Source organism: Pseudomonas sp. LBUM1640, from assembly GCF_059716225.1.
The window spans coordinates 2,026,742-2,052,543 of sequence record NZ_CP166816.1; the positions used below are offsets into that span (position 1 = coordinate 2,026,742).

The 25,802-nt window shown below is 60.2% G+C and carries 29 protein-coding genes; 14 read left to right on the forward strand and 15 right to left on the reverse strand.

The features are described from left to right. Nucleotides 1–123: 123 nt before the first annotated feature. Complete coding sequence (gene oprI / locus ACA065_RS09080) at nt 124–375, reverse strand: outer membrane lipoprotei OprI (protein WP_003172710.1); 252 nt, start codon at nt 373–375, stop codon at nt 124–126. A 612-nt stretch (nt 376–987) separates the two neighbouring features. Here oprI and ACA065_RS09085 point away from each other — a divergent pair. Beyond that, on the forward strand, nt 988–1,269 hold the full coding sequence (locus ACA065_RS09085) for a GNAT family N-acetyltransferase (protein WP_003189869.1): 282 nt from the start codon (nt 988–990) through the stop codon (nt 1,267–1,269). Between the two features lie 69 nt (nt 1,270–1,338). Here ACA065_RS09085 and ACA065_RS09090 read toward each other — a convergent pair whose 3' ends face one another. Continuing rightward, nucleotides 1,339–2,415, reverse strand: coding sequence for a 3-deoxy-7-phosphoheptulonate synthase (locus tag ACA065_RS09090; protein WP_497694215.1), 1,077 nt, complete (start codon nt 2,413–2,415; stop codon nt 1,339–1,341). Nucleotides 2,416–2,545: 130 nt separating this feature from the next. After that, on the reverse strand, nt 2,546–2,980 hold the full coding sequence (locus ACA065_RS09095; protein ID WP_497694216.1) for a PilZ domain-containing protein: 435 nt from the start codon (nt 2,978–2,980) through the stop codon (nt 2,546–2,548). On the opposite strand from ACA065_RS09095, the gene ACA065_RS09100 reads away from it, so the two are divergent. From ACA065_RS09100 to cysB, 5 genes are all read left to right on the forward strand, one after another. Then, nucleotides 2,979–3,365: a YbbN family protein gene (locus ACA065_RS09100; RefSeq protein ID WP_497694217.1), complete on the forward strand. Its 387-nt coding sequence runs from the start codon at nt 2,979–2,981 to the stop codon at nt 3,363–3,365. The two genes, ACA065_RS09095 and ACA065_RS09100, sit on opposite strands and share 2 nt — an antisense overlap. Continuing rightward, nucleotides 3,362–4,324 carry a putative 2-dehydropantoate 2-reductase gene (locus ACA065_RS09105; protein ID WP_497694218.1) on the forward strand — a complete coding sequence of 321 codons (963 nt, stop codon included), beginning with the start codon at nt 3,362–3,364 and terminating at the stop codon, nt 4,322–4,324. The genes ACA065_RS09100 and ACA065_RS09105 overlap by 4 nt, the downstream gene beginning before the upstream one ends. Nucleotides 4,325–4,351: 27 nt before the next feature. Continuing rightward, nucleotides 4,352–5,269 carry a 5'-nucleotidase gene (locus tag ACA065_RS09110; protein ID WP_497694219.1) on the forward strand — a complete coding sequence of 306 codons (918 nt, stop codon included), beginning with the start codon at nt 4,352–4,354 and terminating at the stop codon, nt 5,267–5,269. Nucleotides 5,270–5,338: 69 nt separating this feature from the next. Further along, nucleotides 5,339–5,839, forward strand: coding sequence for a universal stress protein (locus tag ACA065_RS09115; RefSeq protein WP_497694220.1), 501 nt, complete (start codon nt 5,339–5,341; stop codon nt 5,837–5,839). Nucleotides 5,840–5,942: 103 nt separating this feature from the next. Further along, the gene (gene cysB / locus ACA065_RS09120) at nt 5,943–6,917 is read left to right on the forward strand and encodes an HTH-type transcriptional regulator CysB (RefSeq protein ID WP_497694221.1); all 975 of its coding nucleotides are present in this window, start codon (nt 5,943–5,945) and stop codon (nt 6,915–6,917) included. A gap of 5 nt (nt 6,918–6,922) precedes the next feature. On the opposite strand, the gene ACA065_RS09125 is transcribed toward cysB, so the two are convergent. Beyond that, nucleotides 6,923–7,405, reverse strand: a complete 483-nt coding sequence (locus tag ACA065_RS09125) for a GreA/GreB family elongation factor (RefSeq protein ID WP_497694222.1) — start codon at nt 7,403–7,405, stop codon at nt 6,923–6,925. A 5-nt stretch (nt 7,406–7,410) separates the two neighbouring features. Next, nucleotides 7,411–7,782 carry a hypothetical protein gene (locus ACA065_RS09130; RefSeq protein WP_497694223.1) on the reverse strand — a complete coding sequence of 124 codons (372 nt, stop codon included), beginning with the start codon at nt 7,780–7,782 and terminating at the stop codon, nt 7,411–7,413. A 132-nt stretch (nt 7,783–7,914) separates the two neighbouring features. On the opposite strand from ACA065_RS09130, the gene earP reads away from it, so the two are divergent. Both earP and ACA065_RS09140 read left to right on the forward strand, forming a co-directional pair. Beyond that, complete coding sequence (gene earP / locus ACA065_RS09135) at nt 7,915–9,048, forward strand: elongation factor P maturation arginine rhamnosyltransferase EarP (RefSeq protein ID WP_497694224.1); 1,134 nt, start codon at nt 7,915–7,917, stop codon at nt 9,046–9,048. A 49-nt stretch (nt 9,049–9,097) separates the two neighbouring features. Then, entirely contained in the window at nt 9,098–9,670 is a 573-nt protein-coding gene (locus ACA065_RS09140; protein ID WP_497694225.1) for an elongation factor P, read from the forward strand. A gap of 64 nt (nt 9,671–9,734) precedes the next feature. Here the strand turns inward: ACA065_RS09140 and ACA065_RS09145 are convergent, their stop codons facing one another. The 4 genes from ACA065_RS09145 to ACA065_RS09160 form a co-directional block, all read right to left on the reverse strand. Further along, a complete protein-coding gene (locus tag ACA065_RS09145; protein ID WP_497694226.1) occupies nt 9,735–10,751 on the reverse strand; it encodes an alpha/beta hydrolase in 1,017 nt (338 codons plus the stop codon). A 27-nt stretch (nt 10,752–10,778) separates the two neighbouring features. After that, nucleotides 10,779–11,198, reverse strand: a complete 420-nt coding sequence (locus tag ACA065_RS09150; protein WP_497694227.1) for an organic hydroperoxide resistance protein — start codon at nt 11,196–11,198, stop codon at nt 10,779–10,781. Nucleotides 11,199–11,454: 256 nt separating this feature from the next. Continuing rightward, nucleotides 11,455–11,907, reverse strand: a complete 453-nt coding sequence (locus ACA065_RS09155) for a MarR family winged helix-turn-helix transcriptional regulator (protein ID WP_497694228.1) — start codon at nt 11,905–11,907, stop codon at nt 11,455–11,457. Between the two features lie 80 nt (nt 11,908–11,987). Then, nucleotides 11,988–12,938 carry a LysR family transcriptional regulator gene (locus tag ACA065_RS09160; RefSeq protein ID WP_448652307.1) on the reverse strand — a complete coding sequence of 317 codons (951 nt, stop codon included), beginning with the start codon at nt 12,936–12,938 and terminating at the stop codon, nt 11,988–11,990. 106 nt (nt 12,939–13,044) lie between these two features. On the opposite strand from ACA065_RS09160, the gene ACA065_RS09165 reads away from it, so the two are divergent. After that, the gene (locus ACA065_RS09165; RefSeq protein ID WP_497694229.1) at nt 13,045–13,794 is read left to right on the forward strand and encodes a sulfite exporter TauE/SafE family protein; all 750 of its coding nucleotides are present in this window, start codon (nt 13,045–13,047) and stop codon (nt 13,792–13,794) included. Here the strand turns inward: ACA065_RS09165 and ACA065_RS09170 are convergent. After that, the gene (locus ACA065_RS09170) at nt 13,784–14,665 is read right to left on the reverse strand and encodes a LysR family transcriptional regulator (RefSeq protein ID WP_497694230.1); all 882 of its coding nucleotides are present in this window, start codon (nt 14,663–14,665) and stop codon (nt 13,784–13,786) included. The genes ACA065_RS09165 and ACA065_RS09170 overlap by 11 nt on opposite strands. Before the next feature lie 70 nt (nt 14,666–14,735). Between ACA065_RS09170 and ACA065_RS09175 the strand changes: the two genes are divergently transcribed. After that, entirely contained in the window at nt 14,736–14,942 is a 207-nt protein-coding gene (locus ACA065_RS09175) for a DUF1127 domain-containing protein (RefSeq protein ID WP_497694231.1), read from the forward strand. A gap of 45 nt (nt 14,943–14,987) precedes the next feature. Further along, complete coding sequence (locus ACA065_RS09180) at nt 14,988–16,205, forward strand: winged helix-turn-helix domain-containing protein (protein ID WP_497694232.1); 1,218 nt, start codon at nt 14,988–14,990, stop codon at nt 16,203–16,205. Between the two features lie 41 nt (nt 16,206–16,246). Here ACA065_RS09180 and ACA065_RS09185 read toward each other — a convergent pair whose 3' ends face one another. Then, the gene (locus tag ACA065_RS09185) at nt 16,247–17,593 is read right to left on the reverse strand and encodes a class II 3-deoxy-7-phosphoheptulonate synthase (protein WP_497694233.1); all 1,347 of its coding nucleotides are present in this window, start codon (nt 17,591–17,593) and stop codon (nt 16,247–16,249) included. Nucleotides 17,594–17,717: 124 nt separating this feature from the next. On the opposite strand from ACA065_RS09185, the gene ACA065_RS09190 reads away from it, so the two are divergent. After that, entirely contained in the window at nt 17,718–18,473 is a 756-nt protein-coding gene (locus tag ACA065_RS09190) for a spermidine synthase (RefSeq protein ID WP_497694234.1), read from the forward strand. Nucleotides 18,474–18,592: 119 nt separating this feature from the next. Here the strand turns inward: ACA065_RS09190 and ACA065_RS09195 are convergent, their stop codons facing one another. Next, on the reverse strand, nt 18,593–19,384 hold the full coding sequence (locus ACA065_RS09195; RefSeq protein WP_497694235.1) for a crotonase/enoyl-CoA hydratase family protein: 792 nt from the start codon (nt 19,382–19,384) through the stop codon (nt 18,593–18,595). Between the two features lie 422 nt (nt 19,385–19,806). On the opposite strand from ACA065_RS09195, the gene ACA065_RS09200 reads away from it, so the two are divergent. Then, nucleotides 19,807–21,480, forward strand: coding sequence for a DEAD/DEAH box helicase (locus ACA065_RS09200; RefSeq protein WP_017136163.1), 1,674 nt, complete (start codon nt 19,807–19,809; stop codon nt 21,478–21,480). Between the two features lie 124 nt (nt 21,481–21,604). Here the strand turns inward: ACA065_RS09200 and ACA065_RS09205 are convergent, their stop codons facing one another. After that, complete coding sequence (locus ACA065_RS09205) at nt 21,605–22,372, reverse strand: DODA-type extradiol aromatic ring-opening family dioxygenase (RefSeq protein ID WP_497694236.1); 768 nt, start codon at nt 22,370–22,372, stop codon at nt 21,605–21,607. A gap of 104 nt (nt 22,373–22,476) precedes the next feature. Between ACA065_RS09205 and ACA065_RS09210 the strand changes: the two genes are divergently transcribed. After that, entirely contained in the window at nt 22,477–23,133 is a 657-nt protein-coding gene (locus tag ACA065_RS09210) for a thiopurine S-methyltransferase (protein WP_497694237.1), read from the forward strand. A gap of 172 nt (nt 23,134–23,305) precedes the next feature. Here the strand turns inward: ACA065_RS09210 and htpX are convergent, their stop codons facing one another. Both htpX and ACA065_RS09220 read right to left on the reverse strand, forming a co-directional pair. Further along, nucleotides 23,306–24,193 carry a protease HtpX gene (htpX, locus tag ACA065_RS09215; RefSeq protein WP_159955029.1) on the reverse strand — a complete coding sequence of 296 codons (888 nt, stop codon included), beginning with the start codon at nt 24,191–24,193 and terminating at the stop codon, nt 23,306–23,308. A gap of 303 nt (nt 24,194–24,496) precedes the next feature. After that, complete coding sequence (locus ACA065_RS09220; protein WP_017136168.1) at nt 24,497–25,708, reverse strand: pyridoxal phosphate-dependent aminotransferase; 1,212 nt, start codon at nt 25,706–25,708, stop codon at nt 24,497–24,499. Nucleotides 25,709–25,802: the final 94 nt, after the last annotated feature.

Genomic DNA, 25,802 nt, shown 5'->3' on the forward strand with positions numbered 1-25,802 from the left:
CCCGCGTCATCGTTCACGACCTTCGCGGGCAAGCCCGCTCTCATAGAGGGGGAAGGGCAAAATTCGAGCAATAAAAAAGCCGACCCAAGAATGGATCGGCTTGATAACAACCCCGAGGGATTATTACTTGCGGCTTGCTTTTTCAAGCATGCGCAGAGCGCGCTCGTTAGCTTCGTCAGCAGTCTGTTGTGCTTTTTGAGCAGCAGCCAGAGCTTCATCAGCTTTACGGTAGGCTTCGTCTGCACGAGCCTGGGAGCGAGCTGCTGCGTCTTCAGTTGCAGTCAGACGAGCTTCGGTTTCTTTGGAGACGCTGCTGCAACCGGTAGCCAGAACTGCGGCCAGAGCCAGAGCAGAGAATTTCAGAACGTTGTTCATCGTGTTCCCCTTCAAGGACTTTCTATTAAATGGCTACTTTCTCAGAGTGAGCTGATAGCCGGCGTACATACTACTCATTACTTGTAGTAAGTAAACTGACGTAGCGCAAGAAGCAAAAAAAATTCTTGTGCCGAATCTATTTTGGCTAATCTTTAGGAGGTTTGTATAAAAACTATCCAGCTTTTTTCATTTTGGTGGGAACTGGATCGAAGCTGAAAGGTCCGGCCTGCATGTGTCGGGCCGGGTAAACCGGTAAAGATTTATATATCGACGTTGACACTTTTTTTCACTTGGCCTTTACCTCACCCGGCATCTTTTGCGCATGTAGAGGTGACTTTAAGAGCGGCAGTTCGTCTCAAGCTTCAACTGCCGGCAATGTTCAGGCTATCGATCACCGATTGATCGGAGCCCTTTGTGTAACCTCCAGCGGCAGGGGATGACGAGTGCGCCTTGAGCTATCGCAGGATTGGTGCCTACTATTCCCTACGTGCTGGTTGTGAGCGCTATAGGTTTTCTCGTTGTCGAAACCGGCACGGGGTGGCGTAGATGTTCCTTCGCCGGAAAAACATCGGTAAGGTAGGGGTCCAATTCCAAGACCCGCGAGGAGTAGTGATGAGCGAGGCGTTGTCCATCCACCATGACCAGGCTGGTCATCAGTTCGAGACCAATGTGGACGGTCATCGTGCCTATCTGACCTATATGGACCTCGGTAAACAGACCCTGGATATCTATCGCACCTTCGTGCCCAATGCATTGCGCGGCCGTGGCATTGCGGCGGCGTTGACCGAAGAGGCCTTGAAGTTCGCCGAAGAGGCCGGCTACACAGTCATCCCTTCGTGCTCTTACGTAGAGCGCTACATGGAGCGCCACCAGCGCCATGCCGCGAAGCTGTAAGTAATCAGCAGCCAATAAAAAACGCCGGGTTTAGCCCGGCGTTTTTGTGTGCGCAAATCAGGTACGGGTTCAGGTGCGTTTGCGTGTGGGCAATACGTCCTTGAGCTTGGCGTGCATGCTGCGCAGGGTGGTCTCGGTGGCGGACCAATCGATGCACGCATCGGTGATCGACACGCCGTATTGCAAGTCGGCCAGGTCTTTTGGAATCGCCTGGCAACCCCAGTTCAGATGACTCTCGACCATCAAGCCGATAATCGACTGGTTGCCCTCAAGAATCTGGTTGGCGACGTTTTCCATCACCAGCGGCTGCAGGGCCGGGTCCTTGTTGGAGTTGGCGTGGCTGCAGTCGACCATGATGTTCGGCTTGATCTTGGCCTTGTTCAGCGCCTGCTCGCACAGCGCAACGCTGACCGAATCATAGTTGGGCTTACCGTTGCCGCCGCGCAATACCACGTGGCCATAGGCGTTGCCCTTGGTGGTGACGATGGACACGCCACCTTCCTGGTTGATACCCAGGAAGCGGTGCGGGCTGGACACCGATTGCAGCGCGTTGATCGCGACTGTCAGGCCGCCGTCGGTGCCGTTCTTGAAACCCACGGCCGAAGACAGGCCAGACGCCATTTCGCGGTGAGTCTGGGATTCGGTGGTGCGCGCACCGATGGCCGACCAGCTGATCAGGTCCTGCAGGTACTGCGGGGAGATCGGGTCGAGGGCTTCGGTGGCGGTAGGCAGGCCCATTTCGGCCAGGTCCAGCAGCAACTGACGACCGATGTGCAAACCATCCTGGATCTTGAACGAGTCGTCCAGGTACGGGTCGTTGATCAAGCCTTTCCAGCCGACAGTGGTGCGCGGTTTCTCGAAATAGACGCGCATCACCAGGTACAAGGTGTCGGACACTTCAGCCGCCAGCACCTTGAGGCGTTCGGCGTATTCGTGGGCAGCCTTGAGGTCGTGGATCGAGCATGGGCCGATCACCACAAAGAGGCGGTGGTCGGTGCCGTCGAGAATGTCACGGATGACTTCGCGGCCCTTGGTCACGGTCTGCAGGGCAGCGTCACTCAGGGGGATTTCGCGCTTGAGCTGATCGGGTGTGATCAGGGTCTCGTTGGATTCGACGTTTAGGTCATTGATCGGTAAATCAGCCATCGTGTTACTCGCCAGGGTCACGGGTGCCGGCCGCCAGCCATCCCCGTGCGGCGGGCACAGCATGATTTGAATGCAGGGGGGAGGAACCTTAGCGCGTAATGCGGGCCCGCGACAATGGGCAAAGCCGGCTTTAATCCAGTGCTGGCGCCACAACAGCCTCGTGGGAGAACTCACTGGCATGGCGTGCAACCCATTCGCGAGCCATGGCTTCGAGTTGCACAGGCGTGGGCTCTGCGTGTTCTTGCAGGCGGCAGTAGCGTTCGATCTGGCACACTTGCTCGCCCATTCGCGCACCGAACAAGGCGTGTTCATCGGTAAAAGAAATACCGATGCGATAGCCATTTTCGACTCTGCGGCACCAGGCTACATAGCCCGGATAACGGGCGCTGGCGCCCAGCGAGGGGATGTGCAAATCAACCGCCGTGCCCGGCCGCCAGGCACGCGGGCAATTGCAGGCGACGCCGCCCAGGCCGATAGTGTGCAGGCGTTGGCGGGGAATGGCGGGAGCGGGACGTTGGATTAACTCGACAGCGACATCATCAGGGTGAGGTAAAAAACGACCCATGTACACGGACTCCGAGCACCGTCCAGTTGACGGCGGTGGCAGCAGTATAGTGAAGGAACTGGAATTGACTGACCTGGATATTGACCAGCAATTGCTGGGATTGCCAGGTATTTCGCTTCTGGTGTTTACCAGTGTCGGTTGTTCCAGTTGCCGCTGGGCGCGCCAACAACTGCCCGGCTGGCGCTTGCCGGTCGATCGCGTGTGCTGGGTGGATGCCGGGCACAACGGCGGTGCGGTCGAGCGCTACCAGATCTTTCATTTGCCCGCGTTGTTCCTCGTGTGCGAGGGTCAATTCCTTGGGCAATTACAGACGCGTCTTACCCATGCCGACCTTGCCGAAGCCGTGAATCAAGCACTCACCCGCACACCAGAGGATTTGCCATGACCGCAGTTGCATCCCCGTCGCCACGCATAGGCATTATCGGCACCGGTGCTATCGGTGGGTTTTACGGCGTGATGCTCGCGCGTGCCGGTTTCGATGTGCACTTTCTGTTGCGCAGTGAATACGCAGCGGTCAGCGAGCACGGGCTTCACCTCAACAGTACGCTGCATGGCAAGTTGCACCTGCACCCGGTGCAGGCCTATGCACGTGCGGCGGATATGCCGGCGTGTGATTGGTTGCTGGTAGGCACCAAATCCACCGGCAACGTGGACCTGGCGCCGACCATCGCTCAAGTCGCAGCGCCGGACGCCAAGGTGGTGTTGTTGCAAAATGGCCTCGACGTCGAAGACAGCCTGCGTGAACACCTGCCGGCGTCGCTGCACTTGCTGGGCGGGCTTTGCTACATCGGCGTGCACCGCGCCGCGCCGGGCGTCGTTGAGCATCAGGCCTTGGGCCGGGTCAATCTGGGCTATCACAGTGGCACGGCGGCCAACGATGAGGCTCGCCAGCAGGCGATTGTCGAAGAGGGCGCCGCGCTGTTTCACCAGGCCGGTATTGAATCCCAGGCCATGGCCAACGTGCACCTGGCCCGCTGGCACAAATTGGTGTGGAATGTGCCGTACAACGGCCTCTGCGTACTGCTGGGCAGCGGCACCACTGCAATGATGGCCGATGAATCCAGCCGCGAGTTGATCCAGGCACTGATGGCCGAAGTGGTGAAGGGCGCCCATGCCTGTGGCCATGAAATTCCTGCCAGCTACGCCGAGCAGATGTTCGCCATGACCGAAACCATGGACGACTACCTGCCCAGCATGTACCACGACCACGTGCACAAACGCCCGCTGGAGCTGGCGGCGATCTACGCCCGGCCATTGGCCGCTGCGAAGGCCGCAGGGTGCGAACTGCCACGCATGCAGGCGCTGTACCAGGCCTTGAGTTTTATTGATCGGCACAATCGCTGATTCGGGCGCTGATTCGGGGGGAACACCATGGCAAAGGGATTGGGCGACAAGCTGGTGCTGGCGATTTCGTCGCGGGCACTGTTCGACCTGAGTGACAGCCACAAGGTCTACCTGGCCGAAGGGGTGGAGGCTTACCGCAAGTACCAGATCGAACACGAGGAAGAAACCCTTGAGCCCGGCGATGCCTTCCCGCTGGTCAAGAAACTCTTGAGCCTTAACGCCAGCCTGGGCCGTGCCCGCGTCGAGGTGGTGCTGGTATCGCGCAACAGCGCCGACACCGGTTTGCGCGTGTTCAACTCGATCCAGCATTACGGCCTGGATATTTCCCGTGCCGCTTTTGTCGGCGGGCGCAGCCCCTATCCTTACCTGGCCGCGTTTGGTTGCCACCTGTTTCTGTCGACCCATGCGGACGATGTGCGCAGTGCTCTGGATGCCGGTTTTGCCGCGGCGACGATTCTGTCGGGCGGCCCGCATCGGGCGTCGAGTGAAGAACTGCGCATTGCGTTCGACGGTGATGCGGTGCTGTTCTCCGACGAGTCCGAACGTGTGTACCAGTCGGGCGGATTGGAGGCATTCCTGGCCAGCGAGCGCGAGTCGGCGCGCCAGCCGTTGCACGGTGGCCCGTTCAAGGGGTTCCTGGCGGCGCTTAACGTGTTGCAGAGTGAGTTCGCAGACGAGGCGTGCCCGATCCGCACAGCGTTGGTCACCGCGCGTTCGGCGCCGTCCCACGAGCGGGTGATTCGCACCCTGCGCGAATGGGATATCCGCCTGGACGAGTCGTTGTTCCTCGGCGGCCTGGAGAAATCAGCGTTTCTGGAGGCGTTTGCCGCCGATGTATTTTTCGATGACCAGGCCGGTCATTGCGAGAAAGCCAGGGAGGTGGTCGCCACCGGGCATGTGCCCCATGGCATCAGTAATGAGTTGAAAATCCACACCGAGCGCTAATCAGTCGAACTCCCGTAGGCGCTGCTAAGCTCATTCAATCCCCGCCATCCTGGCAGTCCAGGAGGTTCTATGATTCGTTCGATGTTGTATGCCACGGATCTCGGCCTGTATGCGCCTTATGTCATGCAACATGCGCTGGCGCTGGCCCGAACGTTCAAGGCGGATTTGTATGTGATTCACGCGGTCGAGCCGATTGGGCTGTTCGCCGAATCGGTGTTGCAGAGCTACCTTGATGAGAAGGCCCTGAGTGAATGGCAGAGCCAGGGGCTGACCACGGTGATGGCGACGATCGAGCAGCGAGTGCTGGACAGTTTTCGCGAGGAGTTGGGGGAAGGGGAGCAAGACTTGAAATTGATTCGCTCGGTGCGGGTGATCCAGGGGGACCCGTGCGAGGTGATTCTCGACCAACTGCGTAAACTTTCCGTCGACCTGCTGATCGTAGGAAGTCACAGCCACGCAACCGCGGCCGCCACACCGCTTGGGCGCACGGCTGCGCGGGTGCTGCAACTGGCGACAGTGCCGGTTTATATGGTGCCGTCGCTGCAGCGCAGGCGCAGTGATGATGGTTGAGCGGTAAAAACGATAAAAAGTTCTAGATTTATCTGTCTGACCTTTAATATAGTTATATACCGTCGCTGATACCCGTGGCGTCTATTTGCTTTGAGGGACACATATGAAGCTTCAACAACTGCGCTACATCTGGGAAGTGGCGCACCACGACCTCAACGTTTCCGCTACCGCTCAAAGCCTCTACACCTCGCAACCCGGTATCAGCAAGCAGATCCGCCTGCTCGAAGACGAGCTGGGCGTTGAAGTATTCGCGCGCAGCGGCAAGCACCTGACCCGCGTCACCCCGGCCGGCGAGCGCATCATCACCACCGCCGGCGAGATCCTGCGTAAAGTCGAAAGCATCAAGCAGATCGCCCAGGAATTCTCCAACGAGAAAAAAGGCACCCTGTCGATTGCCACCACCCACACCCAGGCGCGTTATGCCTTGCCGCCGGTGATCCGCGATTTCATCAAGCAATACCCGGACGTCGCCCTGCACATGCACCAGGGTTCGCCGATGCAGATCGCCGAGATGGCCGCTGACGGCACCGTCGATTTCGCCATCGCCACCGAAGCGCTGGAGCTGTTCGGTGACCTGGTGATGATGCCGTGCTACCGCTGGAACCGTTGCGTCGTCGTGCCCCAGGGCCACCCGCTGGCCAAGTTGCCGAAACTGACCCTGGAAGCCTTGGCCGAATACCCGATCGTGACCTACGTGTTCGGTTTCACCGGCCGTTCCAAGCTCGACGAAGCCTTCAGCCATCGCGGCCTCACGCCAAAAGTGGTGTTCACCGCCGCCGACGCCGACGTGATCAAGACTTACGTGCGCCTGGGCCTGGGTGTGGGCATTGTCGCCAAGATGGCGGTCGACACCAACCTCGACAAGGACCTGGTGGTCCTCGACGCCAGCGAGCTGTTCGAGTCCAGCGTGACCAAGATCGGTTTCCGTCGCGGTACATTCCTGCGCGGTTTCATGTGCGATTTCATCGAGAAGTTCGCGCCGCACCTGACCCGCGAAGTCATGGCCAAGGCGATCCAGTGCCACGATAAGCAAGAACTGGAAGAGCTGTTTGACGGCGTAGAATTGCCCGTCCACTGAGTGGTTTATTTGGCCTCGGTAACCGCAAAGTGTTGCCGGGCGCCTGCCACCAGAATCTCCACCTCATCCCCTTCGAACTTGCCCAGCAGGCTTTTGCCCAGGGGCGAGCGTGGGGTGATGACGGTCACCGGTTGCCCAACCACATCGACCTTCAAGCCTGCCGCATCCGGCGCCAAAAACAGCCATTGCTGGCGACCGTTTTCGTCTTCCAGGCCCAGCAGCGTGCCGACTTCTACGCCGCGTTGCTCATCGTAAGGGCGTAGCTGCAGGTTCTGGCACAGCGCCACCGACTGCTTGATTTCCTCGACCCGCTTGGCTTGCCCGGCCGCCAGGTAGGAGGCCTCCAGGCCCAAGGTGTCGTATTTGTTTTCGGCGATGTTTTCTTCGTGGGTCGCGGTTTCGTAGGCGGTCTGCGCGGCACGCTGGGCGATGCCGAGGTCGACGGTGAGTTTTTCCAGGATCAACTGGAGGACGGCGTGCTTATTCATGGTCATCAATCGCAGAATTGCAGGACATTCGCCTTGCTCTTTTCATTGGGCGCGTTCTGATCTTGTTGCAGCCAGAACTGGCATTTGGGGTTGGCCAGGTTGCGCGCGTTGTTGCGCGCCTGGTCCAGGGTTTGCTGCTGTTCCTGCTTGCGAAGGTTCTCTTGGTACTGCTCGAACATGCGGTTCGGCGGCTCCGGCGCGACAACGGCGGCAGGCTTGCCCAATTGCTGCACCGCCTGGGCCACGGGTGCGAGGCTTTGCGGGAACAGGTAGCGCGACGCCAGCCAGGTGGTCAGCACAATGGCGATAAACCCCAGCCATAGGCCGAACGCCACAGCAACACTGAGCTTGAATAGTGACAACGAACGATCAGACATGATGGCCTCCTGGCAGGCATTGACGGCGTGGCGGCGATTGTCGCACAGCCACTGTGCAGAATAATCGCGATCAAGCCTTCTGCATCGGCGCATTTATGCGGACAATCGAGCCTTTGAGCGTTGGAGCCCGGAATGAAACCCCGCTGGGATATTTTTTGCAGCGTCGTCGACAACTACGGCGACATCGGCGTGACCTGGCGCCTGGCCCGGCAATTGGTGGTGGAGCACGCCTGTGAAGTGCGCTTGTGGGTCGATGACCTGCGCGCCTTCGAGCGCATGTGCCCAGAGATTGATGTGCAACGGGACCAGCAGTGGCAGGCAGGCGTGGAGGTGTGCCATTGGCCGGCGCAGTGGCGCGACACGCCATCGGCCGATGTGGTGATCGCTGCGTTCGCTTGCCAATTGCCACCTGACTATATGGAAGCCATGGCCGCGCGCGAACGCACGCCGTTGTGGATGAACCTGGATTACCTGAGCGCCGAAGACTGGGTGGTGGGCTGCCATCGCCTGCCGTCGGTGAAGTTCAAGGGTGTGCAAAAGTACTTCTTTTTCCCTGGCTTTCGTCCCGGCACGGGGGGGCTTTTGCGCGAAGGCGGGTTGTTAGAGCACCGTCAGGCTTTTCAGCAGGATCCAGCCGCCCAGCAACAATTCCTGCAAGCGCTCGGCGTATTTCCAGCAGCGGGTACGCGTTTGATGTCGTTGTTCGCCTACGAAAATGCCGGGCTCGCCAGTTGGTTGGACGTGTTGGCGACGGACGGGCGTGCCACTCATCTGTTGGTGCCAGAAGGGCGCATCCTCGGCGATGTGCAGCGTTGGCTGGGTGTGGAAGGGTTGGCGGCGGGGGCTGTTCATCAGCGCAAAGCCCTGACCGTGCAGGTGCTGCCGTTCGTACGCCAGGAGCAATATGACCGCCTGCTGTGGTGTTGCGATTTCAACGCCGTGCGCGGCGAGGACTCGTTCGTGCGCGCCCAATGGGCCGGGCGGCCCTTGCTGTGGCACATCTATCGTCAGGACGAAGACATCCACCTGGACAAGCTCGATGCCTTTCTGGCGCTGTACACCGCCGGCTTATCGCCAGCCGCCAAAGTGGCTGTGGTCGCACTCTGGCAGGCCTGGAACGCTGATGGCGATATGGCACATCCGTGGAAAATGCTGCTGGAACACTGGCCAGAGGTGTGTCAAAACGCCCAGGCGTGGTGTCTGGAACAAGGCTTGCAGGCCGATCTTGCGACGGCGCTGGTACAGTTTTATGAAAGTTGGATATGATACGCCACCTTGATTTTTGTAAACCCCATCCAAATTTCGGATATACGCAATGAAAACTGGTAAAGAACTGAAACCCGGTACAGTGATCCGTCTCGAAAACGACCCTTGGCTGGTTCAGAAAGCTGAGTTCACCAAGTCTGGTCGTAACAGCGCAATCATGAAGACCAAGCTGAAGAACCTGCTGACCGGTTACAAGACCGAGATCGTCTACAGCGCCGATGACAAACTGGACGACGTGATCCTCGACCGCAAAGAAGCGACCCTGTCCTTCATCAGCGGCGACACCTACACGTTCATGGACACGTCCGACTACACCATGTACGAGCTGAACGCTGAAGACATCGAAGCCGTTCTGCCGTTCGTGGAAGAAGGCATGGAAGATATCTGCGAAGCGATCTTCTTCGAAGAGCGCCTGGTTTCCGTAGAGCTGCCGACCACCATCGTACGTAAGGTTGCCTACACCGAAGGTTCCGCTCGCGGCGACACTTCCGGCAAAGTAATGAAGCCTGCCAAACTGGCTAACGGTACTGAGCTGCAAGTGGCCGATTTCATCGAAATCGACGACATGATCGAGATCGACACCCGCGAAGGTGGTTCGTACAAAGGTCGCGCCAAGAAGTAATTCTGGCCCCGCCGATACGAAAAAAAGCCCGACCTTGAGTCGGGCTTTTTTGTGGGCGTGGCTTTTATTTCAGGTGTTGCTTGAGTTCTTGCGATGCTTGCAGCAGGGCCGAACGTACTTCCGGCACCTGGCTGACCACGTTGAGCAAACCGTAGTCGTGGATCATGCCGTTGTAGCGCACGGCGGTCACCGGTACGCCGGCTTGATCCAGCTTGCGGGCGTAGGCTTCGCCTTCGTCACGCAGCACATCGGACCCGGCAGTTTGCACCAGCGCGGGCGGCAAGCCCTTGAGTTGCGCGGTAGTGGCCCGCAGCGGCGACGCGTAGATCTCGGCGCGCTGGTTGGCGTCGGTGGTGTAGTTGTCCCAGAACCACTTCATCATGTTGCGAGTGAGGAAGTGCCCTTCGGCAAACTGGTTGTAAGAGCCCGTGTCGAAGTTGGCGTCTGTCACCGGCCACAACAACAACTGGAATTTGATCGCCGGTGTGCCCTTGTCTTTGGCCATCAGGCTCACCACCGCCGCCATATTGCCGCCAACGCTGTTGCCCGCTACCGCCAGGCGCTGGCCATCGACATTGATCTCTTTGCCGTGCTCAGCCACCCATTTGGTTGCGCCGTAGGCTTGGTTGATCGCCACCGGGTAGTGCGCTTCCGGCGACGGCGTGTAGTTGACGAAGACGGCGACAGCCCCCGAACCCACCACCAAGTCCCGTACCAGGCGCTCATGAGTGGGGTAGTCCCCCAGCACCCAGCCGCCACCGTGGAAGAACATAAACACCGGCAATGTGCCCTTGACCCCGGCTGGTCGCACGATGGTCAGGTCCAGCGGCTGGCCGTCGACCTGAATGGTCTTCTGGCTCACATCAGCCTTGGGCAAGCTCAACTTCACACCCGCCTGGGCGCCGGTCAGCACTGCACGAGCCTCCTTGGGCGTCAGCTGCTCCATGGGTTTGCCGGTGCCGGCATTCAACACATCCAGGAAGGCCTGGGTGGTGTGCTCGACGTCGCCGGTGGCGGCGAAGGCGGTGTTGATCGACAGGGCGAGCAGGGTGCCGGTGAGTGCTTTACCAATTGTGTTCATGTTCTTCTCCTGGGGCGGCAAAGGTCATCAGACAGTCACGTGCAGGCGCACATCGACGTTGCCACGGGTGGCGTTGGAGTACGGGCAGACTTGGTGGGCAGCATCGACCAGGCTTTGCGCGTCGTCTTGAGCCAGGCCCGGCAGGTTGATGTTCAGGTCGATATCCAGGCCGAAACCACCGGGGATTTGACCGATGCCGACGTGGGCAGTGATCGAGGCGTCATCGGGGATTTTGCGTTTGGTCTGGCTGGCGACGAACTTCAGCGCGCCGATAAAGCAGGCCGAGTAACCGGCAGCGAACAGTTGCTCAGGGTTGGTGGCCTGGCCGCCGGCGCCGCCCAGTTCTTTGGGGGTAGAGAGTTTCACGTCGAGGATGTTGTCGCTGGAAACAGCACGACCATCACGGCCGCCGGTGGCGGTGGATACTGCGGTATAGAGCGTTTGCATGGGGTCTTCCTCTTGGTTTGTTAGCGCTAAATATTTGCGCGCTAAGTAGTTGGTGGGGTGAATGTATAGCGCTAATGTTTAGTGCGCAAGATAAATTTTGAAAATAGTTTGTGAAGCGTAATTCCCTGACGCGCCACACAAGCAAATGTGGGAGCGGGCTTGCTCGCGAAAGCGGTGAATCAGTCAATAAATCAGTCGACTGACACTGCGCTTTCGCGAGCAAGCCCGCTCCCACATTTTTAGTGCGTGAATGTTGTTAGATGGCGCCTTGCAGGTTACTGCGCAAGGCAATCAAATCACCCTGCAGCTTGCGCAACTGCTCCAGCTCCAACCCGCTGGCGCCGAGGATGCATTGCGGAATCCCCATGGCCTTTTCCTGCAACGCACGGCCTGCCTGGGTCAGTTCCACCACCACCACACGTTCATCTTCGCGGCTGCGGGTGCGGCTGAGCAGGCCTTCGGCCTCCAGGCGCTTGAGCAACGGCGTCAGCGAGCCCGGATCAGTGAGCAGGCGGCTGCTGATTTCGCCCACGGTCAAGCCATCCTCTTCCCACAGCACCATCATGGCCAGGTACTGCGGATAGGTCAGGCCGAGGGCTTGCAGCAGCGGCTTGTAGACCTTGGTCATCAGCAGCGAAGTGGAGTGCAGGGCGAAACACAGCTGGTTATCCAGCATCAGGGATTCGCAAGGGTCGGGATTTTTGCTCATGACGGTGCCTCGAAAAAGCGTGTATGGGCTGGAATCTAGCGGTCAAACCTTTAATGCGCCAGATAATTCTGTCTGCCGGGTCAGACCAAGCCGCTTTGTAGGGCCAGATCCCACGGCGGCACGGGGCTGAAGCGCGACTTGAGGTATTCCAGCAACAAACGGCTACGGGCGTTCGCCTGTTGTTCCAGGCGCAGCGCGTAAATGCCGCTGGTTTCCGGGCTGGGCAGGCCGTTTTCGCAGAACAGCGGCAACAGTTCGCCGCGTACCAGGTATTCACTGGCCAGCCAGGTGGGCAGGTGCGCGATACCCAGCCCGGCGAGCGCACCCGAGAGCAGCGCTTCGGCGTTATTGGCACTCATGCGAATGCGCTGCGGGCGGTAGGTGGCGCGGCGCCCGTCCAGCTCGAAGCGCCAGGCGAACATCGGCGCCAGGCCGTCCCAGTCGAGGCCGTCGTGTTCGCTCAGCTCGCGTGGGTGCGTCGGCGTGCCACGGCTTTTGAGGTAGGCCGGGCTGGCGCAGGCGATACGTACGATGCTGGCCAGCGGTGTGGCAATCAAACGCGTGTCGACGATATGCCCGGCGCGCAGGACCAAGTCGACCTTGCCCAAGTGCGCGCCCTGCATGTCGACAAAGCTGTCGATCAAGTGCAGGTGCACGTCCAGCCCCGGGTACACATTCAGAAAGTCGGCGATCACCGGCGCCAGATGCCTTCGCCCGAAGGCGGCTGGGGCGTCCACGCGAATCAAGCCTTCCGGCGCATGGCTCAACGACACCGCCTCGGCCCGGGCCAGTTGCAACTCGCTGACGATCCGCCGCGCCCGCTCGGCAAAGGCCAGGCCTGCCGGTGTAGGCACTACTGCGTGGGTGCTGCGCTGGAACAAACGGCTGCCGACCGAGCTTTCCAGGCTGTCGATGCGCCGAGCCACTGCCGAGGGGGTTAGCGGATGGCGGCGGGCAGCGGCGGAAAAGCTGCCGGTCTCCAATACGTCGAGAAACAGGCTCAGTTGATCGGTCAGCGTATTCGGGTTCATAGGGGTGCTTATGCGAAGTTGGCACAGCCATTGTGCGTTGCTGTGCGTTTCCGCGCCAGAGCCGACTGCGTAGCATGCAAGGCTTGGGATTCTGGAGTAACGAGCGGTGCTGGATTTAGCGGTGTACCTGTTATTAGGCGCGGCCCTGGGCACGGTCGGCGGCCTGTTCGGCATAGGCGGCGGGCTGATAGCTATACCGGTGCTGGGTGTGTTGTTCGGCCTGGATCAGCAACTCGCCCAAGGCACTGCGCTGGTAATGGTCGTGCCTAACGTGATGCTGGCGCTGTGGCGCTATCACCAACGCAATCGTATTGAGCTGCGCCACGCGTTGCCGTTGGGCGTCATGGGCTTCAGCTTCGCCTGGCTCGGTTCGATCTGGGCGGTTGGGCTGGATGCCGGCGCCATGCGCGTGGGCTTTATCGCCTTCTTGCTGACGCTCTCGGCGTACAACCTGGTGCGCATGTTCACCCGCAATGCGCCGCCGACCGCGCACATGCGCTATTCCTGGCCATGGCTTGGGGTACTCGGCGCCGCCTCCGGTTCCATGGGCGGTTTGTTTGGCGTGGGCGGCGCGGTGGTTGCCACGCCGGTGTTGACCAGTCTTTTCGGCACCACCCAAGTGGTCGCGCAAGGTTTGTCGCTGGCCTTGGCATTACCCAGCACCAGCGTGACCTTGGTGACTTACGCCTGGCACCACGAGGTGGATTGGATGATTGGTGTGCCGCTGGCGGTCGGTGGCCTGCTGAGCATCAGTTGGGGCGTAAAAGTCGCTCATGCGTTGCCGGAACGGGTATTGCGCGGCCTGTTCTGTGGCTTTCTGGCGGTGTGCGCGGTGATGTTGACGTTTAAAGTCTGAAGCCCTCGAGGATGTATTCGGCCAGGCATTCGGTGATCGGCGAGGCCATGGCAGGGTTTCTCAGCAATCGCAGGCTCATCGACGGCAGCGGCGGAAAGCCTTCATCGCTTCCCAAAATCCGCAAATCGTCGGTCACCAGGCTTTCCATGCTGACCATGACCGCCAAGCCTGCGCCGACCACCGCCTGGATCGCCGCGACGTTGGAGCTGTGATAGGCCAGGCGATAGTCGATCCCGGCAGAATCCAGCGCGGCACGGGTCCACTGGGTGCAAAAGCTGTCCACGCCGGAAATGGCCAGTGGCAAGGTCTCGTGCTCATCCACACAGAAGCACGGCGCTGCCACCCAGACCATGCGCTCACTGCGCAACAATTCGCCGATTTCGTTGCCTGGTTCGCGGCTGATCACCGTCAAGGCCAAGTCCCGACGCTGCATCAACACCAGTGACGATTCGCAATGCATTTCGATCTGGATCAGCGGGTAGGCCTTGGAAAACCGCTTGAGAATCCCCGGCAGGAAGCGCATCACGTAATCATCCGGCGTGCCGATGCGCACCAATCCGACCATATGCGGTTCGCGCAGGGTATTGAACACCTCGCTGTGCAGCTTCAGGATGCGCCGTGCATAACCGAGCAGCACCTGGCCTTCGGCGGTCAGGCGCACCTGGCGACCGTCGCGCTCGAATAATTTGCGCTGCAACACATCTTCTTCCAGGCGCTTCATCTGCATGCTTACCGCCGACTGAGTGCGGTTGACCAGTTCGCCGGCACGGGTAAAACCGCCCTGGTCGGCGATGGCGACGAAGGTGCGCAGCACTTCAGTGTCGATGCTTGGGTAGCCGGACAATTGATCAATCTCCGAGATGTGTTGCATAAGAAACATTCGTTGGATTGATCATAAGGCCGGGCACACACTCTCGTCATCCCCACTGGAGGGCGAGAAGATGAAAGGTCAGAAAGGTTATGTGTTGATGGTGAAACGTCCGTTTTCCGGGCTGTTTCACACGATTGCCCGTTGGCAGGCGCTGCACGAAGAGCGCCAGACACTGGCGAGCTTGAGCGATGAGGCGCTCAAGGACATCGGGCTTAATCGCGGTGATGTGGAGCAGGATCGGCACCTGCACTTTTGGCAAGACCCGCTGCGAAAATGACCCTGGATGCAGTAGGGTGGTCGGCGAGCTCACACGGAGAGACCCATGCCCACCGACCTGTCATTTTCACTCAAGCAAGCTCGACGCATGGCGCTGGCAGCCCAGGGTTTTTCCGGGCGCCAGGCGCCGGCCCTGATCAAGGCCGCGCACCTCAATCGTTTGATCGAGCGTTTGGGTGTGCTGCAGATCGACTCAGTCAATGCCGTGGTGCGCTCGCATTACCTGCCGCTGTTTTCCCGCCTGGGACATTACTCCCCGCTAATCCTGGAACAAGCCGCTTGGAGCCAGGGCCGATGGCGCTCGTTGTTTGAGTATTGGGGCCATGAGGCCTCGCTGTTGCCGATGGCGTTGTACCCGTTGATGCGCTGGCGCATGGAGCGGGCGAAACAGGGGCAGGGGATCTATTCGCAGATGGCGCGTTTTGGGCGTGAGCAGCGGGCTATTATTCAGCGCGTATTGCAGACCGTCGAGCAACAGGGGGCGCTGGGCGCGGGCAGCTTGTCGACCCGTGAGGAGCGCGCTGGCCCGTGGTGGGATTGGAGCGATGAAAAGCACGCGCTGGAATGGCTGTTCGCGGCGGGGTTGGTCACCGTCGCAGGACGGCGCGGTTTTGAGCGACTCTATGATTTGCCGGAGCGTGTTATTCCCAGCGAGATGCTTCACGCTTCTGTGAGCGAGGCCCAGGCCCAGCGCGGTTTGCTGTTACACAGCGCGACGGCATTGGGCGTCGCCACTGAAAAGGACCTGCGTGATTACTTCCGTCTGGACCCTGCCGACAGCCGCAGTCGCTTGGCGGAGTTGGTCGAAGAGGGGCAGCTGCAGCTGTGCCAGGTGCAAGGCTGGAAGCAACCGGCGTACTGCCTGCCGGAGCCGAAAGTGCCGCGCAAGGTGCTGGCCAGTGCCTTGCTGTCGCCGTTCGATTCGCTGATCTGGGAACGTAGCCGCACCGAGCGACTGTTCGATTTTCGTTACCGTCTGGAGATCTACACCCCGCAAGCCAAGCGGGTGTACGGCTACTACGTGCTGCCGTTTTTGCACAATGAGCGCATCGCTGCGCGGGTGGACCTGCGCGCCGAGCGCGCCAATGGGCGCCTGGCGGTGCATGCGGTGCACGAAGAAGAACCGGGGTTGGATGAGGAGGGGATGCAGGCGTTGGCATTGAATCTGCGGCAGATGGCCGATTGGCTGGGGCTGGAACAGGTCCAGCTCAATTGCCAACGGCCCAGTGCGGCCCGGTTGAGAGTAGCAATGCTACAGGCTTGAGCTGTTGTGGCGAGGGAGCAAGCTCCCTCGCCACAAAGGGTTTAGCGTTTGACCTGTTTCAAGGTCTCGGCAATCAAAAACGCCAACTCCAGCGACTGATCGGCATTCATCCGTGGGTCGCAATGGGTGTGGTAACGGTCCGACAAGCCGTCTTCGGTGATCGGCCGTGCACCGCCAATGCACTCGGTGACGTTCTGCCCGGTCATCTCGATATGAATCCCGCCGGCATACGAACCTTCGGCCTGATGCACCTGGAAGAACGCCTTCACCTCGCCCAGGATCTGCGCAAAGTCGCGGGTCTTGTAGCCGCTGCTGGCCTTGATGGTGTTGCCATGCATCGGGTCGCTGCTCCACAGCACCTGCTTGCCCTCGCGCTGCACGGCGCGGATCAGGTTGGGCAGGTGGTCGCCGACCTTGCCGGCGCCCATGCGCGCGATCAAGTTAAGGCGGCCGGGGTCGTTGTCCGGGTTGAGGATATCGATCAGGCGGATCAGGTCGTCGGGGTTCATGCTCGGGCCGACCTTGACCCCAATCGGGTTGTTGACCCCGCGCAGGAATTCAACGTGGGCGCCGTCCAGCTGGCGAGTACGGTCGCCAATCCACAGCATGTGGGCCGAGCAGTCGTAGTAATCGTTGGTCAGGCTGTCGCGGCGCACGAAGGCTTGCTCGTAGTTGAGCAGCAGCGCTTCGTGGGCGGTGAAGAAGCTGGTTTCGCGCAGCTGCGGCGAGCTGTCCATGCCGCAGGCGCGCATAAAGGCCAGGGTTTCGTCGATACGGTCGGCCAGTTGGCTGTATTTCTCGGCCAGTGCGGAGTTGGCAATGAAGTCCAGGTTCCATTTGTGCACTTGGTGCAGGTCGGCAAAACCGCCCTGGGCAAACGCGCGCAGCAAATTGAGCGTGGCGGTGGACTGGTGGTAGGACTGCAGCAGGCGGTCCGGGTCCGGTACGCGGCTTTTTTCGTCGAAACCGATGCCGTTGACGATGTCGCCACGGTAGGCGGGCAGGGTGATGCCGTCGATGGTTTCATCGTTGGACGAGCGCGGCTTGGCGAACTGGCCGGCCATGCGCCCGACCTTCACCACGGGGCAACCGGCGGCGAAGGTCATGACGATGGCCATCTGCAGCAGCACCTTGAAGGTGTCGCGGATTTTTGCCGCCGAGAACTCGGCAAAGCTCTCGGCACAATCGCCGCCTTGCAACAGGAACGCGCGGCCCTGGGTCACTTCGGCAAACTGACGGCGCAACTCGCGGGCTTCCCCGGCAAACACCAGCGGCGGGTAGCTGGCCAGGTTCTGCTCCACTTGCAGCAAGTGTGCAGCGTCCGGGTACTGGGGTTGTTGCTGGATCGGCAGGGCGCGCCAGCTGTCGGGGCTCCAGGGTTGGCTCATCATGAACTCGATTGGTTGATTGACGGTCGGGCGCCAATGTTATCAGCAATTAGTGCGTGACCTGTTGCCGCCGGTTGGCCGACAATCGCGCCTTTGCCCTGCGGTAAACCCTTTAGGAGTAGTGATGAGCGAGGAGCGTGTCGAGCGCCTGCTGGCCGAAGTCCATGATGATTTCGGCATGATCCGTGTGCTCGAAGTGGCCGATTACCGTTTTCTCGAGTTTGGCGACGCCATCGAGCAAAGCTGCGTATTTACCGCTGACCCAAGCTGGCTGGAATACGACTACACCCGCGCCATGCTGATTGGTGCGTTGTGCCATGAGCAACCGGAGAGCGCGCTGTTCCTCGGCCTGGGCGCCGGTACGCTGACCCAGGCGTGCCTCAAGTTCCTACCGCTGGAAGACGTCGAAGCCATTGAGCTGCGCCCGGACGTGCCGCGCCTGGCCATTGAGTACCTGGGGCTGGATGATGATCCGCGCCTGTACATCCGCATTGGCGATGCGCTGCAACTGCTCGATACCGCTGAATCGGCCGACCTGATTTTCGTCGACCTGTATACGGATGTTGGCCCGGGCGTGGGCCACCTGGCCTGGACCTTCCTGGAAAACTGCCAGAAGAAGCTCAACCCCGGCGGCTGGCTGGTGATCAACCAGTGGGCCACCGACGATGGCAAGCCGCTGGGTGCTGCGTTGCTGCGCGGGTTGTATCACCGGCACTATTGGGAGCTGCCGGTGAAGGAGGGCAATGTGATTCTGCTGGTGCCTTCCGAGCTGGATCAGGAGTTGGACCTGGGTGCGCTCTCGGCCCGCGCCGAAGCCTTGGCGCCGCGGTTGGGGTACTCGTTGCAGCAACTGATAAAAGCTATTCGGCCGGCGACTTAGTTGCCTGTACTGACGCCATCGCGGGCAAGCCCGGCTCCCACAGTTGAAGTGTGTTCACCTGTTGAAATGCATTCCCCTGTGGGAGCGGGCTTGCCCGCGAAGAGGCCCGCACTGCCAACTCAAATCCCCTTGAACACCCCCGGCCGCTTCTCAACCATCGCCCGCACACCCTCTTTGGCATCCTCGCTGTTCAGCAGCTTCTCCACCAATGGCTGCAACGCCGCCGCCGCAACCGCCTCGCCCTCCATCCGCGCCTGACGTGCCGACATCAACGTCGCCTGCACCCCAAGCGGCGCCTGGCGAGCGATGCGGTTGGCCAGTTCAATGGCGCGGGGCAGCAGGTCTTCGCTGGCCATCACTTCCTGCACCAGGCCCAGGCGCAGGGCTTCATGGGCGTCGAACTCGTCGCCGGTAAGCAGCCAGCGCATCGCATTGCCCCAACCGGCCACCTGATGAAAGCGCAGCGTCGCGCCGCCAAACGGGAAAATCCCGCGCTGTACTTCCATCTGCGCAAAGCGCGTGTTGCTCGCGCAAATATTGATATCCGCCGCCAGCATCAACTCGATACCGATGGTCAGGCAGTAACCCTTGGCCGCGACGATCACCGGTTTGCTGACCCTGGGCCCGGCGAAAACGCCCCAAGGGTCGCAGCCGCCCAGCGGCGGTTGCCAGCCTCCCGACATCACGCCACTGACATTGGCCAGGTCCAGCCCGGCGGTAAAGTGATCGCCGTGGGCAAACACCACGGCCACCCGCGCCTCGTCATTTCGATCAAATTCGCCATAGGCCAGGCTCAGCTCATTGAGCAGGTCCAAGTCAAAGGCATTGCGCTTGGCCACACGGTCCAGGCCTAACAGCAAGACATGGCCCTGTAATTCACGGCTGACGCGGCTGCTGCTGGCTTGATTCATGGGGTGCGCCCTCAAGGCTTGGGTTAGGTTTCAGACTAAAGGTCTTTTACTGCGGGTGAACCGTTTAAGCGTTATGACCAACAGGGCCGGGCCTTTGAAAAATAGACCTTGGCGCAGCGCTCTGCAAAGGCTTTGACGCAGCGCGGTTTATCGGTGCTTTACGATAAAAAAAGCTCCCTTTTTCAGCTATTTCCGGTATAGTGCGCGCCGGCCTTTAACCGGGCCGCGTTTAGGTAGCGCAATTCCCCGAAGTCAGCTTCGGCTGCACGTCCGCACAGCGGACTCTCCCTTGACGAATCTTTTTCATTCATTCGTTTTCGCAAATCCCCGCCGACAAAGCAGCCAGGGCGACTCTTGAGTCTCAACACGGCATGCGCAGCTTTGGAGCATGGGTCTTTGCGGATGCACTTAGAGGCAGACCCATGACCCAGGAAACCGGCGGCTTCGCCGCTTTTAATCTTAACCCGAACATTCTTGCTGCCGTCATCGCGACCGGCTACGAAGAACCTTCGGCTATTCAGCAGCAATCGATCCCGATCATCATGGCCGGCCAAGACATGATTGGCCAGGCGCAAACCGGTACCGGTAAAACCGCCGCGTTCGCCCTGCCTATCCTGCACTGCATCGATCCTGCCAAGCGCGAGCCGCAAGCCCTGATCCTGGCGCCAACCCGTGAGTTGGCGCTGCAAGTAGCAACCGCTTTTGAAACCTACGCCAAGCAAATGCCAGGCGTAACCGTTGTGGCCGTTTACGGCGGCGCGCCTATGGGCCCACAACTCAAAGCAATCCGTAACGGCGCACAGATCGTTGTCGCCACTCCGGGCCGTCTGTGCGACCACCTGCGTCGTGACGAGAAAGTGCTGTCGACCGTGAACCACCTGGTTCTGGACGAAGCTGACGAGATGTTGAAGCTGGGCTTCATGGATGACCTGGAAGTCATCTTCAAGGCGCTGCCACCGACCCGTCAGACCGTACTGTTCTCGGCGACCCTGCCACAGTCGATCCGTGCCATTGCCGAGCGCCACCTGCGCGATCCGCAACACGTGAAGATCCAGACCAAGACCCAGACCGTTACCGCGATCGAACAGGCTCACCTGTTGGTTCACGCTGACCAGAAGACCTCGGCTGTATTGAGCCTGCTGGAAGTCGAAGACTTCGACGCCCTGATCATGTTCGTGCGCACCAAGCAAGCGACCCTGGACCTGGCCAGTGCCCTGGAAGCCAAAGGCTACAAAGCCGCTGCGCTGAACGGTGACATCGCCCAGAACCAACGTGAGCGCGTGATCGACTCCCTCAAGGATGGCCGTCTGGACATCGTTGTGGCGACCGACGTTGCTGCTCGTGGCCTCGACGTTCCACGTATCACTCACGTGTTCAACGTTGACATGCCGTACGATCCAGAGTCCTACGTTCACCGTATCGGCCGTACCGGCCGTGCCGGTCGCGAAGGTCGTGCACTGCTGCTGGTGACTCCACGTGAGCGCCGCATGCTGCAAGTGATCGAGCGTGTAACCGGTCAGAAAGTTGCCGAAGTCCGCCTGCCGGATGCCCAGGCTGTTCTGGATGCACGCATCAAGAAACTGACCAACAGCTTGTCGCCACTGGTGGCTGACGCTGAATCGACCCACGGCGACCTGCTGGACCGCCTGACCGCCGATATCGGTTGCACCCCACGTGCCCTGGCTGCAGCCTTGCTGCGCAAAGCTACCAACGGTCAGGCCCTGACCCTGGCAGCCATCGAGAAAGAACGCCCACTGGTGCCGAACAACGCGCCACGCGGTGATCGTCCAGAGCGTACTGGCGACCGTCCAGACCGTGGTGATCGTGAGCGTCGTGCTCCGGTTCCATTGGCTGAAGGTCGTGCTCGTTGCCGTACCGCGCTGGGCGCGCGTGATGGTATCGCTGCCAAGAACCTGCTGGGCGCTATCCTCAACGAGGGTGGCCTGGCACGTGAAGCCATCGGTCGCATCCAGGTTCGTGACAGCTTCTCCCTGGTGGAGCTGCCGGAGGACGGTCTGGAAAAGCTGCTGGCCAAGCTGAAAGACACTCGCGTTGCCGGTAAGCAGCTGAAGCTGCGTCGCTACCGCGAAGATTGATCCGCCTTTGGGCTGATTGATCGCACATAAAAAATCCCCGACTGGTTCGGGGATTTTTTTTGCCTGACATGATCGTTCCCACGCTCTGCGTGGGGATGCAGCCCTGAACGCTCCGCGTCCCGCGTCAGCCGAAGCGGTAGATGTCCATCCCCAGCGCACCCAGGGTAAAGCCTTGGTGCGCGACGCTGAAATCACCCCCGGCGCCGCGCGCAAAGTACAGCGGCAATAGGTGCTCATCACTGGGATGACTGCGCACAGCATGGGGCGCCTGGCGACGGTAATCGTGCAGGGCCGCCTCGTCGTTGGCCGCGAGTTTATCCACCACCCAGTCACGAAAATCGCGTGCCCAAGGCTCGATGCTCTCAGGCCCGGCCTGCCAGTTCAGCTCGCCCAGATTATGGGTGATGCTGCCGGAGCCGATCAACAGCACGCCTTGCTCGCGCAGGCTGGCGAGTGCATGCCCGACCCGGGTCTGCAGGGCAGGGCCCATGCGGCTGGGCAACGACACCTGCACCACTGGGATATCGGCTGCCGGGTACATCAGCGACAACGGCACCCAAGTGCCGTGATCGAAGGGGCGGCGATCATCGATCTGCGCTTTCAAGCCATCGGCGTTGAGCAACTCGACAATCTCACCGGCTAACTGCGGGTTGCCCGGCGCAGGGTATTGCACCGCAAACAGTTCACGGGGAAAGCCGCCGAAGTCATGCCAGGTTTGCGGGGCGGCACTGCCGCTGACCAGTAATTCATGGCTTTCCCAATGCGCCGACACCACCACAATCGCCTTGGGCCGGGGCAATTCGGCGGCCAGGCGCAGCAATGCCGGGCCGCTGGCGCCGGGTTGCAGGGCAAGCATGGGCGAACCGTGGGAGATAAATAGGCTGGGGAACATAAGTGGGGTCCTGAGCGTTAACATGGGCCCATCTTCAATCAGATCATTGATCTAAATCTAATATAAGTTTTAGCGCCTTTTGATCGAATTTTCAGGGTGATTACATGGAGCCTAAGTTTTGGCAAGAGCGCTGGGCACGCAACCAGATCGGCTTTCATCTGCCCGAGGTGAACCCCTACCTGCAGCGACACTGGCCCAAACTGGCCTTGGCCGACGGGGCGAAGGTGCTGGTGCCGTTGTGTGGCAAAAGCCTGGACGTGATGTGGCTGGCAAGTGCCGGTTATCGCGTGCTGGGGGTGGAGCTGTCTGAGCAGGCGGTTGAGGCTTTTTTCAGTGAGCAACGGCTTGTGCCCAGAATCAGCCAGCGCGGTGCGTTCAAGGTGTACCAGGCCGATCTGATCGAGGTGTGGTGTGGTGATTTCTTTGCCTTGGGGGCCGAGGCGGTCGCTGATTGCACTGCGCTCTACGACCGCGCGGCGTTGATCGCGTTGCCGCCGTTGATGCGGGCGCAATACACCGGGCACCTCACCCGCCTTTTGGGTTCGGGTTGTCAGGGCCTGTTGATCACGCTCGACTACGACCAAACACAAAAGGCCGGCCCTCCTTTTGCAGTGACAGATGAAGAGGTGAAGGTGTTGTTGGGGGCGCACTGGGCTGCGCAGGTGCTGGAGGAGCAAGACATCCTGGGCGAGAGCTGGAAGTTCGTGCAGGACGGCGTCACTCGGCTGGAGGAGCGGGTGTACCAACTGACAAAGTACTGACCCTGCTATCGCTATCGCGGGCAAGCCCGGCTCCCACATTCACCGCGTCGTTCAGAGTTTATGTGAACCTGAGCAGATCCCTGTGGGAATCGGGCTTGCCCGCGATGGCGGCAGTGAGCGCCCACAAAAAAGGGGCGATCAGATCGCCCCTTTCAGTGTTGCCAACCAGGTATCAGCCCCGGCGACGCAGCGCGTCGATCCGCTCTTCCAGTGGTGGGTGGCTCATGAACATGCGTGCAAAGCCTTGTTTGATGCCACCGTTGATACCAAATGCGGTCAGGCTGTCCGGCATGTGTACCGGCAGGCCCTGCTCGGAGCGCAGGTGTTGCAGTGCTGCAATCATCGCCCCGGTGCCGGCCAGGCGGGCACCGGCTTCGTCTGCGCGGAACTCGCGTTTGCGCGAAAACCACATGGTGATAGCGCTGGCCAAGAAGCCCAGTACCACTTCAGCGAAGATGGTCGCCACGAAGTAGGCAATGCCGCGGCCTCCTTCGTTCTTGAAGATCACCTTGTCGACAAAGTTGCCGATGATCCGCGCGAAGAACATCACGAAGGTGTTCACCACGCCCTGTACCAGCGCCAGGGTGACCATGTCGCCGTTGGCCACATGGCCGATCTCGTGGGCCAGTACCGCCTTCACTTCGTCATAGGAGAAGCGTTCCAGCATGCCCTGGCTGACCGCGACGAGCGCGTCGTTTTTGTTCCAGCCGGTGGCAAAGGCGTTGGCTTCATAGGCCGGGAAGATCCCGACCTCAGGCATCTTGATGCCGGCCTCGCGGGACAGCTGCTCAACGGTTTGCAGCAACCATTGTTCATGCCGGGTGCGTGGCTGGGTGATGACCTGGGTGCTGGTGCTCATCTTCGCCATCCACTTGGAGATGAATAGCGAGAAGATCGAGCCGGCAAAACCAAAGACTGCACAGAAGACCAGCAGCTGATTGAGGTTCAGATCAACCCCGTTGGCCGCCATGAACCCGTTGAAGCCGAAAAGGCTCAGGGTAATGCTGGCAATCAGCACGACCGCCAGGTTAGTGGCCAAGAACAGCAGGATGCGCATCATGGTTGTAGAGTTCTCCTCATGCTTAATATGTCGCGTACTGCGGGGTATATAAGGTGCGGCCTGGGGTGATTCAACCGAGCGACTATTTCAAACTGTGTCCTACAGCCTGAATGTAGAGACTTGAAAGGATTTTCCGACCGGTAAAACCAGCTGCGATCACTGCACTCACGTGTTTGTCTCCCGTAATTGCGGGGGCTGACCGATCCGTGGTGTACAGCGACAAGGGAGAGGGGGCGTAACGCAGAGAAGTGTTGCCAGATACTCGCTGTACGACCGATTGTCGATCGTACAGCGTCATTTACGTTATTGGCGATAGGACTTGAGGAAGTTGCCGATGCGACCAATGGCCATGTCCAGGTCATCCACCCGCGGCAACGTTACCACGCGAAAGTGATCCGGCCACGGCCAGTTGAACGCCGTTCCTTGCACCACCAGCAGCTTTTCCGACAGCAGCAGGTCGAGCACGAACTTCTCGTCGTTGAGGATCGGGCAGACTTTGGGGTCGATCCGCGGGAAGGCGTACAGCGCACCCATGGGTTTCACGCAGCTGACGCCCGGGATCGCGTTGAGCAACTCCCAGGTGCGGTTGCGCTGTTCCAGCAGGCGGCCCTGAGGCAGTACCAGATCGTTGATGCTCTGATAGCCGCCAAGTGCAGTCTGGATCGCGTGCTGGCTCGGCACGTTGGCACACAGGCGCATATTGGCCAGCATGTCGATGCCTTCGATGTAGCTCTGGGCGTTGTGCTTGGGGCCTGAGATGGCGATCCAGCCGGAGCGGAAACCCGCCACGCGGTAGGATTTTGACAGGCCATTGAACGTCAGGCACAGCAGGTCCGGCGCCAGGGAACCGGTGCAGATGTGCACGGCGTCGTCGTAGAGGATCTTGTCGTAGATCTCGTCGGAGAACACCACCAGGTTGTGCTGGCGTGCCAGTTCCAGCATGCCCAGCAGGACTTCCTTGGAGTACACGGCGCCGGTCGGGTTGTTCGGGTTGATGATCACCAGGGCCTTGGTGTTCGGGGTGATCTTGGCCTTGATGTCGGCCAGGTCCGGGAACCAGTCGGCACCTTCGTCGCACAGGTAATGCACCGGGTGGCCACCGGCCAGGGTTACGGCGGCGGTCCACAGTGGGTAGTCAGGCGCCGGCACCAGCACTTCGTCGCCATTGTTGAGCAAGGCCTGCATGGACATCACGATCAGCTCGGACACGCCATTGCCCAGGTAGATGTCTTCGATGCCAACACCTTCCACCTGCTTCTGCTGGTAGTACTGCATCACCGCTTTACGCGCGCTGAACAGACCTTTGGAATCGCTGTAGCCCTGGGCGGTCGGCAGGTTGCGGATCACGTCCTGGAGGATTTCGTCCGGCGCTTCGAAACCAAACGGCGCCGGGTTGCCAATGTTCAGCTTGAGGATGCGATGGCCTTCCTCTTCCAGGCGTTTGGCGTGCTTGAGCACTGGGCCGCGAATGTCGTAGCAGACGTTGGCGAGCTTGTTCGATTTGCTGACCTGCATGGCGATGTGATCCTGAAAATGAACGATCCAGACGGCGTGGACACTACCGTACTGCGAATCCTGCGAGGCCCGCACCCATAAATACGTTTGAATG

Coding starts and splice junctions, on each gene's coding strand:
- ACA065_RS09175 (WP_497694231.1), top strand. CDS start 14,736: ATGAAAGGTCAGAAAGGTTATGTGTTGATGGTGAAACGTCCGTTTTCC.
- ACA065_RS09145 (WP_497694226.1), bottom strand. CDS start 10,751: ATGAACACAATTGGTAAAGCACTCACCGGCACCCTGCTCGCCCTGTCG.
- earP (WP_497694224.1), top strand. CDS start 7,915: ATGAAACCCCGCTGGGATATTTTTTGCAGCGTCGTCGACAACTACGGC.
- ACA065_RS09195 (WP_497694235.1), bottom strand. CDS start 19,384: ATGAATCAAGCCAGCAGCAGCCGCGTCAGCCGTGAATTACAGGGCCAT.
- ACA065_RS09090 (WP_497694215.1), bottom strand. CDS start 2,415: ATGGCTGATTTACCGATCAATGACCTAAACGTCGAATCCAACGAGACC.
- ACA065_RS09200 (WP_017136163.1), top strand. CDS start 19,807: ATGACCCAGGAAACCGGCGGCTTCGCCGCTTTTAATCTTAACCCGAAC.
- ACA065_RS09130 (WP_497694223.1), bottom strand. CDS start 7,782: ATGTCTGATCGTTCGTTGTCACTATTCAAGCTCAGTGTTGCTGTGGCG.
- ACA065_RS09105 (WP_497694218.1), top strand. CDS start 3,362: ATGACCGCAGTTGCATCCCCGTCGCCACGCATAGGCATTATCGGCACC.
- ACA065_RS09185 (WP_497694233.1), bottom strand. CDS start 17,593: ATGAGCCAACCCTGGAGCCCCGACAGCTGGCGCGCCCTGCCGATCCAG.
- ACA065_RS09180 (WP_497694232.1), top strand. CDS start 14,988: ATGCCCACCGACCTGTCATTTTCACTCAAGCAAGCTCGACGCATGGCG.
- ACA065_RS09150 (WP_497694227.1), bottom strand. CDS start 11,198: ATGCAAACGCTCTATACCGCAGTATCCACCGCCACCGGCGGCCGTGAT.
- ACA065_RS09205 (WP_497694236.1), bottom strand. CDS start 22,372: ATGTTCCCCAGCCTATTTATCTCCCACGGTTCGCCCATGCTTGCCCTG.
- ACA065_RS09115 (WP_497694220.1), top strand. CDS start 5,339: ATGATTCGTTCGATGTTGTATGCCACGGATCTCGGCCTGTATGCGCCT.
- ACA065_RS09085 (WP_003189869.1), top strand. CDS start 988: ATGAGCGAGGCGTTGTCCATCCACCATGACCAGGCTGGTCATCAGTTC.
- htpX (WP_159955029.1), bottom strand. CDS start 24,193: ATGATGCGCATCCTGCTGTTCTTGGCCACTAACCTGGCGGTCGTGCTG.
- cysB (WP_497694221.1), top strand. CDS start 5,943: ATGAAGCTTCAACAACTGCGCTACATCTGGGAAGTGGCGCACCACGAC.
- ACA065_RS09170 (WP_497694230.1), bottom strand. CDS start 14,665: ATGCAACACATCTCGGAGATTGATCAATTGTCCGGCTACCCAAGCATC.
- ACA065_RS09210 (WP_497694237.1), top strand. CDS start 22,477: ATGGAGCCTAAGTTTTGGCAAGAGCGCTGGGCACGCAACCAGATCGGC.
- ACA065_RS09095 (WP_497694216.1), bottom strand. CDS start 2,980: ATGGGTCGTTTTTTACCTCACCCTGATGATGTCGCTGTCGAGTTAATC.
- oprI (WP_003172710.1), bottom strand. CDS start 375: ATGAACAACGTTCTGAAATTCTCTGCTCTGGCTCTGGCCGCAGTTCTG.
- ACA065_RS09125 (WP_497694222.1), bottom strand. CDS start 7,405: ATGAATAAGCACGCCGTCCTCCAGTTGATCCTGGAAAAACTCACCGTC.
- ACA065_RS09110 (WP_497694219.1), top strand. CDS start 4,352: ATGGCAAAGGGATTGGGCGACAAGCTGGTGCTGGCGATTTCGTCGCGG.
- ACA065_RS09190 (WP_497694234.1), top strand. CDS start 17,718: ATGAGCGAGGAGCGTGTCGAGCGCCTGCTGGCCGAAGTCCATGATGAT.
- ACA065_RS09100 (WP_497694217.1), top strand. CDS start 2,979: ATGTACACGGACTCCGAGCACCGTCCAGTTGACGGCGGTGGCAGCAGT.
- ACA065_RS09220 (WP_017136168.1), bottom strand. CDS start 25,708: ATGCAGGTCAGCAAATCGAACAAGCTCGCCAACGTCTGCTACGACATT.
- ACA065_RS09160 (WP_448652307.1), bottom strand. CDS start 12,938: ATGAACCCGAATACGCTGACCGATCAACTGAGCCTGTTTCTCGACGTA.
- ACA065_RS09155 (WP_497694228.1), bottom strand. CDS start 11,907: ATGAGCAAAAATCCCGACCCTTGCGAATCCCTGATGCTGGATAACCAG.
- ACA065_RS09140 (WP_497694225.1), top strand. CDS start 9,098: ATGAAAACTGGTAAAGAACTGAAACCCGGTACAGTGATCCGTCTCGAA.